Raw genomic sequence first — 16,738 nt, 5'->3', positions numbered from 1 at the left:
CGCCCGGCGTGCCTTTGCCTACTTGGCCATCAGGCTGGCCAGGTCTCGCAGGTGGTGCCAGGGCGGCAGCTTGCCGAAGCCTTTGGCGGTGCGATCGACGTCGCTGCACAGCGCCAGGGCCTGGTAGATGGTTGGGCGTGATAGCCGGCGGGCGGCGGTTTCCAGGGCCCGGGCGCGTTGGGGTTGGCGAATGCCGCGCTGCTTCAGGAAGCTGCCCGGCGTCTCCCGCTGCCTGACCGCCTGCTGGAGCTCCAGCACCAAGTTCAGGTCACGGCTGAGAATGCTGAGCAATCCCAGCGGGTTTTCTCCCTCGTGCTGGATGAAGCCGATGATGCGCTGGGCGGATTGGGCGTTACCCTGCAACAGTTCCGTCACCAGCTCAAAAACATTGAAGCGGGCGCTGTCCTGGACCGCCTTTTCCACCGTGTCTTCGTCAATGGTTTCGCCATTGGCGAACAGTGCGAGTCGCTCAAGCTCCTGCGCCGCTGCCAGCAGGTTGCCTTCCAGGCGCTCCGCCAGCATGTCGAGGGCGCCGCGGGTCAGGTGCAGGTTCTGGTTGCGGGCCCGTTGCTGCAGCCAGCCGATGAACTTGTCGTTATCCACCGGCCAGACGGTAACGTGAACCCCTTTGTCCTGTAGCAGCTTGTACCATTTGCGGCGCAGCTCAGCGGCATCGAGCCGGGCGCTGATGAGGATCAGGATGATATCGTCCGGTGGTTCCGGCAGCACCTGCTCCAGGATCTTGCGGCCGTCCCCCAGTTTGCCGTTGGGCAGATGGATCTCGATCCGCCGCTTTTCGGCGAACAGGGACAAGGCGCCGAACTCCTCACCCACCGTGTTCCAGTCCAGTTGCTGGTCGGCATGGTAGGTGACCCGGTCGCCATAGCCGGCTTTGCGGGCGGCCTGGCGGATCTGGTCGCAGCATTCCTGAACCAGCAGAGGCTCATCACCGGAGACCAGATACACCGGGGCCAGTCCCTTTTTCAGCAGCTGGGGTAACTGGGCCGGCTGTGCTTTCATGGTGCGGGGGTGTCTTCTGGGAGGGTGGTATCGTCCGCAGCGTTGGCGCCGCGCTGTTGCTGAAGCGCCTGAATCCGCGCCTCGGTTAGCGGTGACAGGCGGAACAGGATCTGCTGCGCCAGCCGTTGGTAGAGGGTGCTTTCCAGGTTGCGCTGCTCACGTTCCTTGGCCAGCACGTTGTCCTCGTCATAACGGAAGGTTTCGCTGCTGCGAATTTCGACGCCGGCCAGCAGCGGCCCCTCACTGACGCCAATCACGTCGATCCAGACCCGCTGTCGCAGATCGTACTCGGCCGCCGCGCCCTGTAGGGTAACGGCGCTGGTCCGCTGGCTCTGGTCAAACCGGCCCAGGTTGAGGCGGTAGTGCGCCTCGTCGCGACTGGCCAGCTCAACGCCGCCCAGCCGAAGGTTGTCCTCCACCGCCTGGCACAGGGGGGCCGGGATGGCGGCCGCACAGCTCACCGCCAATGGCTGCAGGGCGGCGGGCACCGGGGCCGAGCTGCGTAGCTGGAAGCCACAGCCGCTCAGCACCGCCGCTGCCAGCAGGACAGGCAATAGTACCCGCCAGTGGACCGGTTGACGCATTTAGTTGGCCACCACGTTGACCAGTTTGCCGGGAACCACGATCACCTTGCGCACGGTCTTGCCTTCGGTGAAGCGCTGGACGTTCTCGTTCGCCAGGGCCTGCTGTTCCAGGCTGGCCTTGTCGATGTCGGCTGCCACGTCGAGCTTGGCGCGGACCTTGCCATTCACCTGCAGGACTACCTGGATCTCGGTCTTCACCATGGCCTTTTCATCGGCTTCCGGCCAGGGCGCGTCCACCACGGCGGTGTCGTGGCCCAGGGCCTGCCACAGCTTGTGGCAGATGTGGGGCACAATCGGAGACAGCATCAGTACCGCGGCTTCCAGCGCCTCCTGGATGGCGGCCCGGCTCTGGGGCTCGCCGTCGTTGAGCTTGCTGACGTCGTTCAGCAGTTCCATCACCGCCGCGATGGCGGTGTTGAAGGTCAGACGACGGCTGATGTCGTCACTGACCTTGGTGATGGTCTCATGGGTCTTGCGACGCAGGGCTTTCTGGTCGCTGTTGAGCGCGTCCGGCTCGAGCACGGGGACATCGCCGCCGGCCTTTTGCTCGCTCACCAGGCGCCACATGCGCTTGAGGAAACGGTGGGCACCCTCCACGCCGCTGTCGGACCACTCCAGGGACTGCTCCGGTGGCGCGGCAAACATCATGAACAGGCGCACGGTGTCGGCACCGTACTGGTCAATGATGGCCTGGGGATCGATGCCGTTGTTCTTGGACTTCGACATCTTGGTGACGCCACCGGCAATCACCGGCTCGCCATCGTCCTTGTGCACGGCCCGAACGACCTGACCCTTGTCGTCCCGCTCGATGGTGACATCGGCCGGCGAGATCCAGATCTTGCCGCCGTTGTCGTCTTCGCGGTAATAAGTGTCGGCCAGCACCATGCCCTGACACAGCAGACGGTTAAAGGGCTCGGAGCTGGTCACCAGGCCCACGTCCCGCAGCAGTTTGTGGAAGAAGCGGGCGTACAGCAGGTGGAGGATGGCGTGTTCGATGCCGCCAATGTACTGGTCTACCGGCAGCCAGTAGTTGGCTGCGGCCGGGTCCAGCATGCCCTTGTCATAGTTCGGGCTGCAGAAGCGGGCGTAGTACCAGGACGACTCCATAAAGGTGTCGAAGGTGTCGGTTTCCAGGGTCGCCGCCTGGCCGTCCACGGTGGTCTTGGCCCACTCCGGGTCGGCCTTGATGGGGGAGCGGACACCGTCCATTTCGACGTCTTCCGGCAGCGCCACAGGCAACTGATCGTCCGGTACCGGGCGTTCGGTGCCGTCTTCCAGGGTCATCATCGGAATCGGCGCACCCCAGTAACGCTGACGGGATACACCCCAGTCCCGCAGCCGGTAATTGATGGTGCGGTTGCCGATACCCGACTGCTCCAGGTCGTCGGCGATGGCGTCAAAGGCTTCCTCACTGGTGAGGCCGCTGTACTTGCCGGAAGACACCAGGGTGCCCTTTTCGGTGAACGCCTTTTCGTGGGTATCGATCTCACGGTTGTCGCTGGGCGAGATCACCTGCTTGATGGGCAACCGGTACTTGAGGGCAAACTCGTGGTCGCGCTCATCGTGGGCGGGGACCGCCATCAGCGCGCCGGTGCCGTAGTCGGTGAGGACGAAGTTGGCAATCCAGACTGGAATCGCTTCCTGGGTCAGCGGATGGATGACCTGGAAGCCGGTGTCGATGCCCTTTTTCTCCATGGTGGCCATGTCGGCTTCGGCCACTTTCTGGTTGCGACAGGTCTCGACAAATTCCGCCACTTCGCTGCTGCGCTCGGCCGCTTCCCGCGCCAGCGGGTGCTCGGCGGCCACCGCCATGTAGCAGACGCCCATCAGGGTATCCGGCCGGGTGGTGTAGACGGTCAGGGCCTCGTCGTCACGGCCCTTCAGCGGGAAAGACAGCTCCACACCGACCGACTTGCCGATCCAGTTGCGCTGCATGGTCTTGACCTGCTCCGGCCAGCCTTCCATCTGGTCCAGGTCATTGAGCAGCTCTTCGGCGTAGTCGGTGATGCGAATGAACCACTGGGGAATCTTCTTGCGTTCCACCAGGGCGCCGGAGCGCCAGCCACGGCCGTCGACCACCTGCTCGTTGGCCAGCACGGTCTGGTCAACCGGGTCCCAGTTGACGGTGGCCATCTTCTTGTACACCAGCCCCTTTTCATACAGGCGGGCGAAGAACCACTGCTCCCAGCGGTAGTAGTCCGGGTCACAGGTGGCCAGTTCGCGGCTCCAGTCGTAGCCGAAGCCCAGCTGTTTGAGCTGGTTCTTCATGTACTCGATGTTGGCGCGCGTCCACTTCCCTGGGGCAGTCTTGTTGCTGATGGCGGCGTTCTCCGCCGGCAGACCGAAGGCGTCCCAGCCCATGGGCTGCATCACGTTCTTGCCCTGCATGCGCTGGTAGCGGGAGATCACGTCGCCGATGGTGTAGTTGCGAACGTGCCCCATGTGTAGCTTTCCGCTCGGGTAGGGGAACATGGACAGGCAGTAGTACTTCGGCTTGTCCGGTTGTTCCTGCACAGTGAACGTGTTGTTGTCTTCCCAAAATGTGCGCGCCTGTTGTTCGACGTCGCTTGGGCGGTAGTGCTCGTCCATTCCTGCCATTGCGGTGTGTACCCTGTATTTGAAGATTTACTGAGCGGCCGGACATTCTAACGCAGGGGCGCGTCAACAGGTAGTCTGCCATTTACGGCCAGCTGTGCCAGAATCAATACAGGGCACCGGATTGCCATTGGCGCCAGCACCATGGACCGGTGGACAGCTGTACGAGAGGAGTCACCATGACCGACGAAGAACGCAAGCACCTTTCTGGCCAGGCCCTGGCCACTTACGACCGGATGCTCAAGCGGGTCCAGGATAGCCTGGCGGATGCCGAGGAGATCACCCTGGAAGGCCTGCGCAATGAGATTGGCAAGGCCGTGGAGTTCGAGTACGCACTCGAGGACATGACCCGGGAGGAGGTCGACTTGCTGTCGGCGTACCTGGCGCGGGACCTGGAACACCTGATGCACTTCGTCGATGAGACCGGAGAGGGGCTGACCGAGTGGCTCCAGCTGGATCTCTCACTCATTGAGCACCAGCTGGCGGACATGCTGTTCTCGGTGGCGGACAAGACCCGGCTGGACACCCTGGAGCTGAACCAGAAGCTGGATAACGACGACGCGAGTCATTACATCAGTGGTGAAGTGGCCACCGCCGGCATGTTCAAATGCCTGAACTGTGGCCACATGAGCTGTCTCACCGCAACCAGCCACATCGCCCCCTGCGATGCCTGTGGCTCCCACTACTACGAGCGGGTGACCAGCCGCTGGCCGAAAGAGGCCAGCGAGTAGTTGGCCGGTGCGGGTCAGGCCGGTTTCGGAATGACCCGCTCGCGCACAAACACAATCAGGATCGCCGCCAGCGTCAGCACCGGCCAGGAACCGCTCTGCATGTAAGGCGTACTGCCTTCGGCCTCGTAGACCTCTCCATGGAGGGTGGCGCGGGTGAACTGGGGAATGGTGTCCTGGATCTGGCCGTGGTCATCGATGATCGCGGTCACACCGTTGTTGGTGCCGCGGATCATGTAGCGGCCGGTTTCCAGGGCCCGCATCCGGGCAATCTGCAGGTGCTGCAACGGGCCAATGGAATCGCCAAACCAGCCGTCGTTGCTGATGGTGATCAGCAGGCCGGCACGGTGAGCGTTCATGGCGACAAAATCCGGATAGGCCACCTCATAACAGATGTAGGGCATAACCCTGGCATCCCCGGCGGTCAACGGTGACTGGTTGGCCGGGCCTCGGGAAAACTCCGACATCGGCAGGTCGAAAAATCCGATCAACCCCCGCAACCACTGCTGCAGCGGCACATACTCGCCGAAGGGCACCAGTTTCTGTTTGTGGTACATGCCGTCGCCATTGCCTACCGACAGAATGCTGTTGTGGAAAGTGAAGTCTTCGATGCGGTCACTGAACCCGTACCAGGGGATGCCGGTGATCAGGGTGCTGCCGGGCGCCAGCCGCTCGCGGATATGCTCCAGGATCGGTCCTGCCTGGTCCTGGGGCAGGGGAATGGCAGTTTCCGGCCACAGGATCAGATCTTTCTGCCAGTTGTCCTCAGTGAGTTCCAGATAGGTGGCAATCTGATCCTGGAGGAACTTCGGGTCCCACTTGATCAACTGCGGCACATTGCCCTGCATCGCAGCCACCGACAGCGGTTGTTCGGCTTTCTCGGTCCAGGTCACATCCTTCAGCCAGGGGCCTATCAGCCAGGGTAGCAGGAAGGCGGTGACCAGAACGCCGGCACTGGCGCTGCGCTGTCGCAGCAGCAACCAGCCTGCGGCGTAGAGCGCGGCGCCACTGCCAACGATCCACAGGGTGAGACCGTGAACGCCGACCATCGGCGCCAAGCCCGCCAGTGGGCCATCGACCTGGGCGGTACCCAGGTAAAGCCAGGGAAAACCGGTCAGCAACCAGCCCCGCAGCCAGTCCCCCAGCAGCCACAGGGCGGGGAACAGGATCAGTCGCCGGATCGCGCTGTTTGTGGCGAGCCTGCCCCAGGCCCAGAAGGTCAGGCCGTGGAACAGGGCCAGTCCGGCCACGAACAGCAGGGTCAGCAGGATCGATACCGGCACCGAGGTGTTGCCGTACTGGCTGATGCTGATGTACACCCAGGATGCGCCGCTGCCAAACAGCCCGAAGCCGACCAGCCAGCCGGCACGGAACAGTTGCCTGGGTGTCAGTGGCAGGGTGATGAAGACAATCAGCGCAATGGTGAACGGCGCCAGCCACCACCACTGGAACGGTGAAAACGTCAATGTCTGGGCGGCACCAGCCACCAACAGCAGGAGCGCGGACAGCCAGCGCCGTCCGCTCAGGGTTGGAAAATCATTCGGCACTGTGGGTTACCTGAAGCAGGCGTATCACTCGGTTGTCGGCGTTGGCGATGGTGAAGGTCAGGCCACCGAAGCTGATGGTCTCACCGCGACGGGGCAGGTGACCGAACTCTTTCAGCACCACGCCGCCGATGGTGTCGAATTCCTGTTCATCCAGTTCGGTCTTGAAGAACTCGTTGAAGTCTTCGATCGGGGTGACGGCCTTGACGGCAAAGGTGCCGTTCCCGCGAGCCTTGATGTGGGTCTCTTCATCGAAGTCGTGTTCGTCCTCGATCTCCCCGACGATCTGCTCCAGCACGTCCTCAATGGTGATCAGCCCGGCGGTACCGCCGTACTCGTCCACCACGATGGCCATGTGGTTGCGGGTTTCCTTGAATTCCTTGAGCAGCTGATTGAGACGCTTGCTCTCCGGCACGAAGGTGGGGGGGCGGAGGATTTCGCGGATACGGTTCCAGTTCAGCTCGTTGTTGAGGGCGAGGGGAAGCAGATCCTTGGCCAGCAGTACGCCGATGACGTCGTCCTGGTTGTCGCCAATCACCGGGAAGCGGCTGTGGGCGGAGTCGATGATGGCGGGCAGGAACTGTTTGGGGTCCTGGGCGGCCTTGACCGTCACCATCTGCGAGCGCGGAATCATGATTTCCTCGACTCGCATGTCGATCACCTGCATGGCACCCTCGATGATGCTCATGGCGTCGGTGTCGATGATGTCCTGGGACTCGGCGTCCCGTAAGATTTCCAGTATGTCCTCTGCGGACTCAGGCTCACTGGAGAAAGCCTGCGATATGCGTTCCAGCCAGGACTTGTTGCCCTGACTGCGACTCGACTGATCGTCGCTCATGAGTCTTGTTCCGTTTCCTTGTTCTCTGAGGAAAAGTCCTCGTAGGGATTGGCGTACCCGAGCTGGCCAAGCAGCTGGATTTCCAGGCCTTCCATAACCTCGGCGTCCTGGTCGTCGATGTGGTCATAGCCCTGCAGGTGCAGGATGCCGTGCATCACCATGTGGGCCCAGTGGGCGTCGAGGGTCTTGCGTTGCTCTCCGGCTTCCTGCGCCACCACTTCGGCGGAGATCACCAGGTCACCCGCCAATGGCACCGTTATACCGGCTGGCGCCTCAAATGGGAAGGACAGCACATTGGTCGGCCTGGCTTTACCGCGGTAGGTCTCGTTGAGCTCGGCGATCTCGTCCACTCCGACGATGCGGATGGTGACCTCAGAATCGTGGGACTGGCGCCAGGCGGCATTGGCCCAGCGCGTCAGTTGTTGATCGTCCGGCAGATCCGGGGCGTCGAACACCCGCTGGATATCAACGGTTAGCCCGCTCACCGGCGTTCGCCCCCGGCGTCATCAAAGTCGTCGTAGGCTTCCACAATGCGCTGCACCAGCGGGTGGCGCACCACGTCCTTGGATTCGAAACGGGTAAAGCCGATGCCCGCCACCTTGCTGAGCACGTCGGCGGCGTGAATCAGTCCGGAATTCTGGCCCCGGGGCAGGTCCACCTGGGTGGTGTCACCGGTGATAACCGCGGTGGAGCCAAACCCGATACGGGTCAGGAACATTTTCATCTGTTCACGGGTGGTGTTCTGGCTCTCATCGAGGATGATGAACGAGTTGTTGAGGGTGCGGCCGCGCATGAACGCGAGCGGGGCAATCTCAATCACGCTTTTCTCGATCAGCCGGGTGACCTGGTCAAAGCCCAGCATTTCGTATAGCGCGTCGTACAGCGGGCGCAGGTAAGGGTCTACCTTCTGCGCCAGGTCTCCGGGCAGGAAACCGAGTTTTTCACCGGCTTCCACCGCCGGACGCACCAGCAGAATGCGTTTGACCTGCTCATCCTTCAGGGCTTCCACGGCACAGGCCACCGCCAGCCAGGTCTTACCGGTACCGGCCGGGCCGATACCGAAGTTGATGTCGTGGCTGCGGATGTTGTGGACGTACTTCTGCTGGTTGCCGCCACGGGGCTTGGCCTGCAGTTTCGGCGTCTTGATCACGGTGACGCCGCCGGCGTAGGGCACGTCTTCCGGCAGGCGTTCGAGGCCGGATTCGCGAATGAACAGGTGCACGGTGTCCGGCTCGATGTCGTCGTTGGCTTCGGTTTCCCGGTACAGGTGGCGAACCACCTCCACCGCGGCGGCGACGTGACTGCTCTCGCCTTCCACCCGGAAGTGGTGGCCGCGGCGGCCAATGCGCACCTGCAGACGTTTTTCGATCTGTTTCAGATGTTCGTCAAACTGGCCACACAGGGTTGCCAGGCGACGCTGGTCCACGGGATGGAGGTCGAACTGTTTGCTGTCGGTGGTATTCAATCAGTCCTCTTGCTTTCAGTGTCGCTCCGGCCAGGCCGGAGCGGGAGTGATCTCATTGGCTGATGCCAATATGGGGGCGTGACGCCATAACTCAATGCAGTTCGTTGTCGACCGGCACGCCGCGCAGGGAATTGGGCAGCGCTTCGCGGATTTCCACGTCAACGAAGTGGCCCACCACCCCGGGATTGTCATGGCGGAAGTTGACGATGCGGTTGTTCTCGGTACGGCCGGCGTATTCTCCCGGGTCTTTCTTTGACAGACCGGTGACCAGGATGCGCTGGGTGGTGCCCACCATCTTGCGGCTGATGTCCATGGCCTGCTGGTTGATGCGCTGCTGCAGGATGCTCAGGCGCTGTTTCTTGATCTCCATCGGCGTGTCGTCCGGCAGGTCGGACGCCGGCGTGCCGGGACGGGCGCTGTAGACAAAGCTGAACGACACGTCGAAGCCGATGTCGTTGATCAGTTTCATGGTGTCCTCAAAATCCTTCTCGGTCTCGCCCGGAAAGCCGATGATGAAGTCGGAGGAGAAGCTGATGTCCGGCCGGATCTTGCGCAGCCGCCGCAGTTTGGATTTGTACTCCAGGGCGGTGTGGCCCCGTTTCATCTGCGCCAGGATACGGTCGGAGCCGCTCTGAACCGGCAGGTGCAGGTGGCTGACCAGTTCCGGCACCTGGGCGTAGACATCGATCAGCGCGTCGGAGAATTCCACCGGGTGAGAGGTGGTGTAGCGGATGCGGTCGATGCCATCGATGGTGGCGATCAGGGTGATCAGCTCCGCCAGGTCCATGGTGTCGCCGTCGAAGGTTTCGCCCTGGTAGGCGTTGACGTTCTGGCCCAGCAGGTTGATCTCGCGGACGCCCTGGTCGGCCAGGTGGGCCACCTCGGCAATCACGTCGTCGACCGGGCGGCTGACTTCCTCGCCGCGGGTGTAGGGCACCACGCAGAAGGTGCAGTATTTACTGCAGCCTTCCATGATCGAGACAAAGGCCGAAGGGCCGTCCGCGCCCGGTGACGGCAGATTGTCGAACTTCTCGATTTCCGGGAAGGTGACGTCGACCACGCCCACGCCGTTCCCCTTGGTCTTGATCTCGGTGATCATGTCCGGCAGGCGGTGCAGGGTCTGGGGGCCGAACACCATGTCCACGTAGGGCGCCCGGTCGATGATGGCCTGGCCTTCCTGGCTGGCGACACAGCCGCCGACGCCGATGATCAGGTCCGGTTTGCTGTTCTTCAGGCTCTTCCAGCGACCCAGTTGGTGGAAGACTTTCTCCTGGGCTTTTTCCCGGATGGAGCAGGTGTTCAGCAACAGGATATCTGCGTTCTCGGGCGTGTCGGTCATCTCGACGTCTTCGCCGGTGCGCAGCAGGTCCGCCATGCGGGATGAATCGTACTCGTTCATCTGGCAGCCGTGGGTCTTGATATAGAGCTTCTTGGCCATGGTTCTCAACGTGGGTAGGTGAATGGTCGCGTTACCGGTTTAAGCCGGGGGCGATCGCCCCGTTCACAGATCGCCCGGGGCGCCAAAAGTTCCTCTGCGGGAGGTGGCGCGCGCGGGTGTCTAGTCCGGGATCAGAATCGAACTGGCCATTATACCGCCCTGTTCAAAGCGCAACCAGCATTTGCGCTGGCGACTTGCGGCAAACCCCGATTGCCGGTTGTGGTACCATTCGGCGCTGCTTTTTATCCGTATCAGATCCTCCAGCCGTTACAGACATCGAGACACCGCCATGACCCCGGAACGCCTTGCCCGCATCAAGCAGATTCTGGATACCCGCCAGCCCGATATCACGGTGTTGACGGATCAGGTCCACAAGCCCCGGAACCTCTCGGCGATCATTCGTTCCTGCGACGCCTTCGGGCTGGCCAGCATGCACGCGGTGTGGCCTTCCGAGGGCTACCGGGCATTTCGCAAGACCGCCGGCGGCAGCTTCAACTGGGTCAGCACCCAAACCCACGCCACCATGGCGGACGCCGTGGATCACTTCCGTGGTCAGGGCAAGAAGCTCTATGCGGCGCAGCTGTCGGAGCGGGCGCTGGACTACCGGGAGGTGGATTACACCGTGCCCTGTGCGGTGATCATGGGGAACGAGGTGGATGGTGTCAGTGCCGGCGCCGCTGAGCAGGCGGACGAGCACATCGTGATCCCGATGATGGGGATGGTGGAGTCGCTGAATGTGTCAGCGGCCTGCGCCATCATCCTGGCGGAAGCCCAGCGTCAGCGCAAAGCCGCAGGGCTGTTCGACCGGCGCCGGCTGCCCGAGGAAGACTACCTGCGGCTGCTTTTCAGCTGGTGCCAGCCGACGGTGAAGCGCTATTGCGATGACCGCAACCTGCCATACCCGCCGTTTGATCCCGAGACCGGAGAGCTGATCGATGGCGTTGGCTGGATGGAAGGGGTGCGCCGTCAGCGACACCCCCACCTGGCTCCCTAACGGTCTGACCAGCTCGGTGCGCGTTTGTCCAGAAACGCGCAGATTCCCTCCCGCGCATCCTCCGCCTGGAGGTTGTCCGCCATCACCTTGGCGGTGTAGTCGTAGGCGTCCGCCAGCGGCAGTTCAAGCTGGCGGTAAAACGCCGCCTTGCCAATGGTCAGGGTGTGGCTGGATTTGCCGGCAATGGTCTGTGCCAGCTGCGTGGTGGCCTGCTCCAGCACCTGCTCGTCCACCACCCGGTTGACCAGACCGATCTGTTCGGCCCGGGGCGCGCTGATCAGCTCGCCGGTCAGCAGCATTTCCATCGCGTGTTTGCGGGAGACATTGCGCGACAGTGCCACCATGGGGGTGGAGCAGAACAGGCCGATGTTGACTCCGGGGGTGGCAAAACGGGCGCTGTCTGCGGCGACCGCCAGGTCACAGGAGGCCACCAGTTGGCAGCCGGCGGCGGTCGCGACGCCGGCGACCCGGGCAATCACCGGTTTGGGCAAGTGCACGATCTGCTGCATCACCTTGCTGCACAGCTGGAACAGCGCCAACTGGGCGGCGTGATGGTCGAGCTGCCCGCGGATTTCCCGCAGGTCGTGGCCGGCGCAGAACACCGGCCCGCTCGCGGCCAGGATCACCACCCGGGTGGCGTTGTCCGCGGCCACCTGTTCAAGCTGTTCCGACAGTGCTTCCAGCATCGCCATCGACAGGCTGTTGCGGCGTTCCGGCTGGTTGAGGGTAAGCGTGGTTACGCCCTCGTCCCGTTCGAGGGTGATCAATGGGGTTGCCTGGTCAGTCATGGAGCCTCCTGTTGCCCCTGGCGTCGGCCCGACGCGCTTTGGGGTGTTCTTGTTGTCTGCGACCGCCACAGAGCGGCCCCGGACAGTATCGGTGACCGCTGTGAGACTGTCGAAACGACAAAAGTAGGAGGCGAAGCAAGTTGTCGGGAAGCAGCTCTGGAGAGTGTGGCGGGAAGACTACTCCCGCTCTTCCAGATACCGTTGCAGCTGTTCCCGTAGCGCCTTGGGCAGGCGGGTGATGGTGAGGGCATCGCTGTCGCGGTCGTAGTAGATCGCCTGGTTGACCAGGTCGGAGGAGAACGAGACGCTCATGCCTCCGCCGGAGCCGGCGATCCGGACCAGTTTCTTGACCTTGCGGTGGTCGGGGTGGAGGACGCCGCTTTCGGGCAACTCGGCGGTCTGGGCGGCGAACTCCTTGAAACGTTCGGGCTGGTTCTCATCCAGGTAACCGGACAGCGCTTCGATTTCCACCGGCTCGCCCAGGGCGTGCTGCTCCTTGCAGAACTCGTAGGCGCGATTGCGCACCGCCCCGGCTTCCTCCGGTGCGCTGGTCTTGGCGAACGCCTCGACCGCATCGAGAAAGGTCAGGGTTTCCTTTTCCACATCCACCTGGTTGGTAAAGCCGCACAGCTTGATGAACAGCTCGCCGGGTTCGCCCGTGCCACGGCCATGCACCAGAGTGAGGTAGTTGTCGCCGGCGTTATCGCCGAGCCAGTCGTCCAGCTCGATACGGACCGCCAGGTTGAGGCGCGACAGGCTCAGGACATCGGTGGCGTCCAGGGCCTGCTGGCTGTCAAAGCGCATGGCGCTGTCATTCTCGACAATCAGCAGGTAGATCACCTCGGCATCCGCCAGGGCCTCATGGACGATCATCAGATGGCCGTCGAATTCTTCCTGGCAGCCGTTCAGCAGCTCCTGCCACTGGCCGAACAGGCGATCGGTGAGGGCGGCGAAGGTCTGCTTCTCTTCCTGGTAGTCCTTCAGCCAGGCGCTGAAGGGGCACTCCCCCAGATCTTCCGAGAAGCGGCCGTACTTCTTGCCGGGCTTGCTGTTAAACAGCCGTTTCATCTGCTTGTGGAGGGCTTCGTAGTCGCCGCCGGGTTCCTGCAGTGCTGGTCCGGGCCGGACATGCGCCGGCTGGCCGGGCTGGTATTGGCTGGCGAACAGGGTGCGTAGTTGCTTGATGGCCATGCTGGATTCTCTCACTCATGAAACGGAGAAAGCCCCGGGGCTCATGGCCTGCGGGGCTTTCTGCGGTGTCGAACGGTCGGCTGCTGGCCGTGGTCCGGGCGCTGGGGTCAGATGCGCTGATCCCGCACCAGCTCCTGAACCAGGCTGGAGACCGCTGCCGCGATGTCCTGCTCATTGTCGACGGCCAGGGAGGCGGATGCAACGTCCGAGCCCAGATTCACCGCCAGCGCAATCAGGCCGTGGGCCGTCAGCAGCTGGGCGACCCGTCGGCGCTCATCGGCATCGCCGGCGTTCTCTTCGGAGACCACCACCGCGGTCTTGCCCTGATCGAACAGTGCCCGCTCCAGAGCCATCGCCAGCGCCGGGGCCTGCTTGCCGTTGCAGCCAATGATGACCGGCTGCTGGGCCAGACGGCGGGCACGCTCCTCGGCAGAGACCGGGGTGAGCAGATCGCTGTCCTCGGCGAGTCCGGCGATCATGCCGGCGCCGATGGTGACGTTGGTCAGCCGGTCGATGACGATGAAACTGCCGCTGGCGTGGTTGCGCTGGTAGGTGTCAAAGGCCACCGGCTGGCTCAGGGTCAGTTCGCACAGGCCGATCTCATTGAGCTGGAGCTGGCTCGGGTTGGCCTGCTGCTCGAGGGTGTTGACGTCGGTCTGGTGATGAATCTGCTTGACCGTGCCGGAGGTGAAGGTCGGCCCCAGCTTGATGTCGTACAGCCGGCCGGTTTCCAGCGGGGCGTCGGTCATCCAGACAATGTTGGCGTTGAAGCGGTTGCCCACTTCCGGCTCGTCGTCCGGTTTCACCAGCATGTCGCCGCGGCTGACGTCGATCTCGTCGTTCAGCGTCAGGGTCACCGCCTGGTCGATGTAGGCTTCGTCCTGGCTGCCCTCGAACGTCACCACCTCCTTGACCGTGGAGGTGCGTCGGGACGGCAGTGCCATCACGGTATCGCCCGGGCGGATCACACCGGAGGCGATGGTGCCACAGAAGCCGCGGAAGTCGAGGTTTGGCCGGTTGACGTACTGGACCGGGAAGCGGAAGTGCTCCAGGTTCTTGTCGCGGGCAACTTCGACGGTTTCCAGAATTTCCATCAGCGGCTGCCCGGTAAACCAGGGCGTGTTCTCGCTGCGGTTGACCACGTTGTCGCCTTCCAGGGCCGAGAGCGGCACGAAGCGGATGTCCTGCAGGCCGAGCTGGTTGGCGAACGCCAGATAGTCCTTTTTGATTTCCTCGAAACGCTGTTCGCTGAAATCCACCAGGTCCATCTTGTTGATGGCCACCACGATATGGCGAATGCCCAGCAGCGACGCGATGTAGGAGTGGCGGCGGGTCTGGGTCATGACGCCGTGGCGGGCGTCGATCATCAGGATCGCCAGCTGTGCCGTCGAGGCGCCGGTGGCCATGTTGCGGGTGTACTGCTCATGCCCCGGGGTGTCGGCGATGATGAACTTGCGCTTGTCGGTGGAGAAGTAGCGGTAGGCGACGTCGATGGTGATGCCCTGTTCCCGCTCCGCCTGGAGGCCGTCCACCAGCAGCGCCAGGTCCAGCTTCTCGCCGGTGGTGCCCATCTTGGCGCTGTCGCTCTTGAGGCTGGCCATGTGATCTTCGTAGATCATCTTGGTGTCGTGGAGCAGCCGGCCGATCAGGGTGCTCTTGCCGTCATCCACGCTGCCGCAGGTCAGCAGCCGCAGCAGTTCCTTGTTTTCGTGCTGTTTCAGGTAGGCCTGAATGTCTTCAGCGATTAGGTCTGATTGATGTGACATATCCGGGTTCCTTAGAAATAACCTTCACGCTTTTTCTGTTCCATTGAGCCGGCGGAGTCATGGTCGATGACCCGGCCCTGGCGCTCGGAACTGGTGGCCAGCAGCATTTCCTGGATGATGTCCGGCAGCGTCTTGGCTTCGGACTCGATGGCGCCGGTGAGCGGGTAGCAGCCCAGGGTGCGGAAGCGAACCGATTTCATCATCGGGGTTTCGCCTTCCTTCAGGGGCATGCGGTCGTCGTCCACCATGATCAGGGTGCCGTCGCGCTCCACCACCGGCCGTTCCGCGGCGTAGTAGAGCGGCACAATGTCGATGTTTTCCAGGTAGATGTACTGCCAGATGTCCAGCTCGGTCCAGTTGGACAGCGGAAACACGCGGATGCTCTCGCCCTTGTTGACCTTGCCGTTGTAGATGTTCCAGAGCTCCGGGCGCTGGTTCTTCGGGTCCCAGCGATGGTATTCATCGCGAAAGGAGTACACCCGCTCCTTGGCGCGGGATTTCTCCTCGTCCCGGCGGGCGCCACCGAAGGCGGCGTCGAACTTGTACTTGTCCAGGGCCTGCTTGAGGGACTGGGTCTTCATCACGTCGGTGTGCTTGGCACTGCCGTGGGTGAAGGGACCGATGCCCTGCTTAACCCCGTCCTCATTGATGTGGACGATCAGATCGAGACCGTACTTGCTCACCTGCTTGTCGCGGAACTCGATCATGTCCCTGAACTTCCAGGTGGTGTCCACGTGCATGAGCGGGAAGGGCGGCGTGCCCGGGTAAAAGGCCTTGCGGGCCAGGTGCAGCATGACCGCGGAGTCCTTGCCGATGGAGTAGAGCATGACGGGGTTGTCAAACTCGGCGGCGACTTCGCGGATGATATGGATGCTTTCCGCTTCCAGCTGTTTGAGGTGGGTCAGGTTATAACTGGTCATGGTGAGCGTGTACCGATTGCCGTGGGCGTGTGAATGCCGCAACTATATCAGACTGGGCTGAGGCATAAGAAGGCGAGCAACTAGAGTTTACTGGCATAAGAATATGCCGGCTTAGGGGGCGGGTGAATAAGCTGCCGGCCTTGAAGGGCGGGATCAGTGGCTACCCAGCAGCCTGCTGACGTAGCGGTCGACGTAGTCGTAACCGTTGTTCTCGATGGCCTTGAACTGGATACCCAGGTGGAATTCGTCGCGGGACACCCGACGCAGGTGAACAATGTGGCCCTGGGCTTCCACCGCTACCTTCTGGCTGGCGACTACCGGTACCGAGAAGCGGGTGGTGACTTCAATCCATTCGCCGGGCACCGGGGGGCGCTGGTGGGGGAGCAACTGGCTGACGGTGGCCATGTCGCACTTCAGCAGCAGGCCGGATCGGGACAGGTTGGCGGTGGCGCAGCTGCACTGGTCGCCGCTTGTCGTACACACCTGAACCTCCATATCCACATCGGCGCGTTGATTGTGACGGAGGTTGGGTCGTGCGGAAGCGGTTTTCATGACGGTTCCTGGTGACTGCGTGGTCTCGGGAGCCTCTGATTAACTCCGAATCACCTCTGCGCGAACTGAGGGCTGTAGCTGCAAGGCGCGGTTCGCAGCCAATGGCCGTAGCCCTTGGCAAGGGCCGCAACACCGCAGATGCAGCCCTCAGAGCGCGCCCTTCGGGGCCTTCAGAGCGATCCACACTCGGCGTTGCGCCTTTTTGAAAGGCAACCAGCCTTCCTGCAAAGCCGCTCCTTGAGTGTGAACCGCTCTGAAGGCCAGAGGTGATCCGGAGTTAATCAGAGGCTCCCTCGGTAACTTACTGAAGTGTAT

At 62.6% G+C, this 16,738-nt stretch carries 15 protein-coding genes; 2 read left to right on the top strand and 13 right to left on the bottom strand.

Annotated elements, in window-relative coordinates; genetic code table 11:
• Window positions 1-18 precede the first annotated feature (18 nt).
• Genes holA through leuS form a run of 3 tightly spaced genes read right to left on the bottom strand, consistent with a single transcriptional unit; the run spans window position 19 to window position 4,193 of the window.
• A complete protein-coding gene (holA, locus tag J2887_RS14555; protein WP_227171823.1) occupies window positions 19-1,020 on the bottom strand; it encodes a DNA polymerase III subunit delta in 1,002 nt (333 codons plus the stop codon).
• A complete protein-coding gene (lptE, locus tag J2887_RS14550; protein WP_227171822.1) occupies window positions 1,017-1,604 on the bottom strand; it encodes an LPS assembly lipoprotein LptE in 588 nt (195 codons plus the stop codon). Before lptE ends, holA begins: the two co-directional genes overlap by 4 nt.
• Entirely contained in the window at window positions 1,605-4,193 is a 2,589-nt protein-coding gene (leuS, locus tag J2887_RS14545) for a leucine--tRNA ligase (RefSeq protein WP_227176140.1), read from the bottom strand. It lies immediately after the preceding gene.
• A gap of 185 nt (window positions 4,194-4,378) precedes the next feature.
• On the opposite strand from leuS, the gene J2887_RS14540 reads away from it, so the two are divergent.
• Window positions 4,379-4,930: a zinc ribbon-containing protein gene (locus J2887_RS14540; RefSeq protein WP_227171821.1), complete on the top strand. Its 552-nt coding sequence runs from the start codon at window positions 4,379-4,381 to the stop codon at window positions 4,928-4,930.
• Between the two features lie 14 nt (window positions 4,931-4,944).
• Here J2887_RS14540 and lnt read toward each other — a convergent pair whose 3' ends face one another.
• The 5 genes from lnt to miaB all read right to left on the bottom strand — a co-directional run bounded on the left by lnt (window position 4,945) and on the right by miaB (window position 10,212).
• Window positions 4,945-6,474, bottom strand: a complete 1,530-nt coding sequence (gene lnt, locus J2887_RS14535) for an apolipoprotein N-acyltransferase (RefSeq protein WP_227171820.1) — start codon at window positions 6,472-6,474, stop codon at window positions 4,945-4,947.
• The gene (locus J2887_RS14530; RefSeq protein WP_227171819.1) at window positions 6,464-7,309 is read right to left on the bottom strand and encodes an HlyC/CorC family transporter; all 846 of its coding nucleotides are present in this window, start codon (window positions 7,307-7,309) and stop codon (window positions 6,464-6,466) included. Before J2887_RS14530 ends, lnt begins: the two co-directional genes overlap by 11 nt.
• Complete coding sequence (ybeY, locus tag J2887_RS14525; protein ID WP_416381868.1) at window positions 7,306-7,794, bottom strand: rRNA maturation RNase YbeY; 489 nt, start codon at window positions 7,792-7,794, stop codon at window positions 7,306-7,308. The genes J2887_RS14530 and ybeY overlap by 4 nt, the downstream gene beginning before the upstream one ends.
• Window positions 7,791-8,774, bottom strand: coding sequence for a PhoH family protein (locus J2887_RS14520; RefSeq protein ID WP_227171818.1), 984 nt, complete (start codon window positions 8,772-8,774; stop codon window positions 7,791-7,793). The genes ybeY and J2887_RS14520 overlap by 4 nt, the downstream gene beginning before the upstream one ends.
• A 91-nt stretch (window positions 8,775-8,865) precedes the next feature.
• Window positions 8,866-10,212, bottom strand: coding sequence for a tRNA (N6-isopentenyl adenosine(37)-C2)-methylthiotransferase MiaB (gene miaB / locus J2887_RS14515; RefSeq protein WP_227171817.1), 1,347 nt, complete (start codon window positions 10,210-10,212; stop codon window positions 8,866-8,868).
• 289 nt (window positions 10,213-10,501) lie between these two features.
• Here miaB and trmH point away from each other — a divergent pair, with 289 nt between their 5' ends.
• Window positions 10,502-11,206 carry a tRNA (guanosine(18)-2'-O)-methyltransferase TrmH gene (gene trmH, locus J2887_RS14510; protein WP_227171816.1) on the top strand — a complete coding sequence of 235 codons (705 nt, stop codon included), beginning with the start codon at window positions 10,502-10,504 and terminating at the stop codon, window positions 11,204-11,206.
• On the opposite strand, the gene J2887_RS14505 is transcribed toward trmH, so the two are convergent.
• From J2887_RS14505 to J2887_RS14485, 5 genes are all read right to left on the bottom strand, one after another.
• On the bottom strand, window positions 11,203-11,994 hold the full coding sequence (locus J2887_RS14505) for an enoyl-CoA hydratase (protein ID WP_227171815.1): 792 nt from the start codon (window positions 11,992-11,994) through the stop codon (window positions 11,203-11,205). The two genes, trmH and J2887_RS14505, sit on opposite strands and share 4 nt — an antisense overlap.
• A gap of 177 nt (window positions 11,995-12,171) precedes the next feature.
• A complete protein-coding gene (locus J2887_RS14500; protein WP_227171814.1) occupies window positions 12,172-13,185 on the bottom strand; it encodes a nucleoid-associated protein in 1,014 nt (337 codons plus the stop codon).
• A 107-nt stretch (window positions 13,186-13,292) separates the two neighbouring features.
• Entirely contained in the window at window positions 13,293-14,951 is a 1,659-nt protein-coding gene (gene cysN / locus J2887_RS14495; protein ID WP_227171813.1) for a sulfate adenylyltransferase subunit CysN, read from the bottom strand.
• Window positions 14,952-14,962: 11 nt separating this feature from the next.
• Window positions 14,963-15,871 carry a sulfate adenylyltransferase subunit CysD gene (gene cysD / locus J2887_RS14490; protein ID WP_227171812.1) on the bottom strand — a complete coding sequence of 303 codons (909 nt, stop codon included), beginning with the start codon at window positions 15,869-15,871 and terminating at the stop codon, window positions 14,963-14,965.
• A gap of 153 nt (window positions 15,872-16,024) precedes the next feature.
• Window positions 16,025-16,423, bottom strand: coding sequence for a PilZ domain-containing protein (locus J2887_RS14485; protein WP_227171811.1), 399 nt, complete (start codon window positions 16,421-16,423; stop codon window positions 16,025-16,027).
• Window positions 16,424-16,738 lie beyond the last annotated feature (315 nt).

It is taken from the genome of Marinobacter sp. CA1 (assembly GCF_020546665.1).
Classification (GTDB): Bacteria; Pseudomonadota; Gammaproteobacteria; order Pseudomonadales; family Oleiphilaceae; genus Marinobacter; species Marinobacter xestospongiae.
This window is presented reverse-complemented; position numbering and strand designations above follow the sequence as displayed.

Bases quoted from the DNA above. Each gene is read 5' to 3' on its own strand.
- trmH (WP_227171816.1), top strand. From the start codon at position 10,502: ATGACCCCGGAACGCCTTGCCCGCATCAAGCAGATTCTGGATACCCGC.
- J2887_RS14530 (WP_227171819.1), bottom strand. From the start codon at position 7,309: ATGAGCGACGATCAGTCGAGTCGCAGTCAGGGCAACAAGTCCTGGCTG.
- J2887_RS14485 (WP_227171811.1), bottom strand. From the start codon at position 16,423: ATGAAAACCGCTTCCGCACGACCCAACCTCCGTCACAATCAACGCGCC.
- miaB (WP_227171817.1), bottom strand. From the start codon at position 10,212: ATGGCCAAGAAGCTCTATATCAAGACCCACGGCTGCCAGATGAACGAG.
- holA (WP_227171823.1), bottom strand. From the start codon at position 1,020: ATGAAAGCACAGCCGGCCCAGTTACCCCAGCTGCTGAAAAAGGGACTG.
- J2887_RS14540 (WP_227171821.1), top strand. From the start codon at position 4,379: ATGACCGACGAAGAACGCAAGCACCTTTCTGGCCAGGCCCTGGCCACT.
- leuS (WP_227176140.1), bottom strand. From the start codon at position 4,193: ATGGACGAGCACTACCGCCCAAGCGACGTCGAACAACAGGCGCGCACA.
- cysD (WP_227171812.1), bottom strand. From the start codon at position 15,871: ATGACCAGTTATAACCTGACCCACCTCAAACAGCTGGAAGCGGAAAGC.
- lptE (WP_227171822.1), bottom strand. From the start codon at position 1,604: ATGCGTCAACCGGTCCACTGGCGGGTACTATTGCCTGTCCTGCTGGCA.
- cysN (WP_227171813.1), bottom strand. From the start codon at position 14,951: ATGTCACATCAATCAGACCTAATCGCTGAAGACATTCAGGCCTACCTG.
- J2887_RS14500 (WP_227171814.1), bottom strand. From the start codon at position 13,185: ATGGCCATCAAGCAACTACGCACCCTGTTCGCCAGCCAATACCAGCCC.
- J2887_RS14505 (WP_227171815.1), bottom strand. From the start codon at position 11,994: ATGACTGACCAGGCAACCCCATTGATCACCCTCGAACGGGACGAGGGC.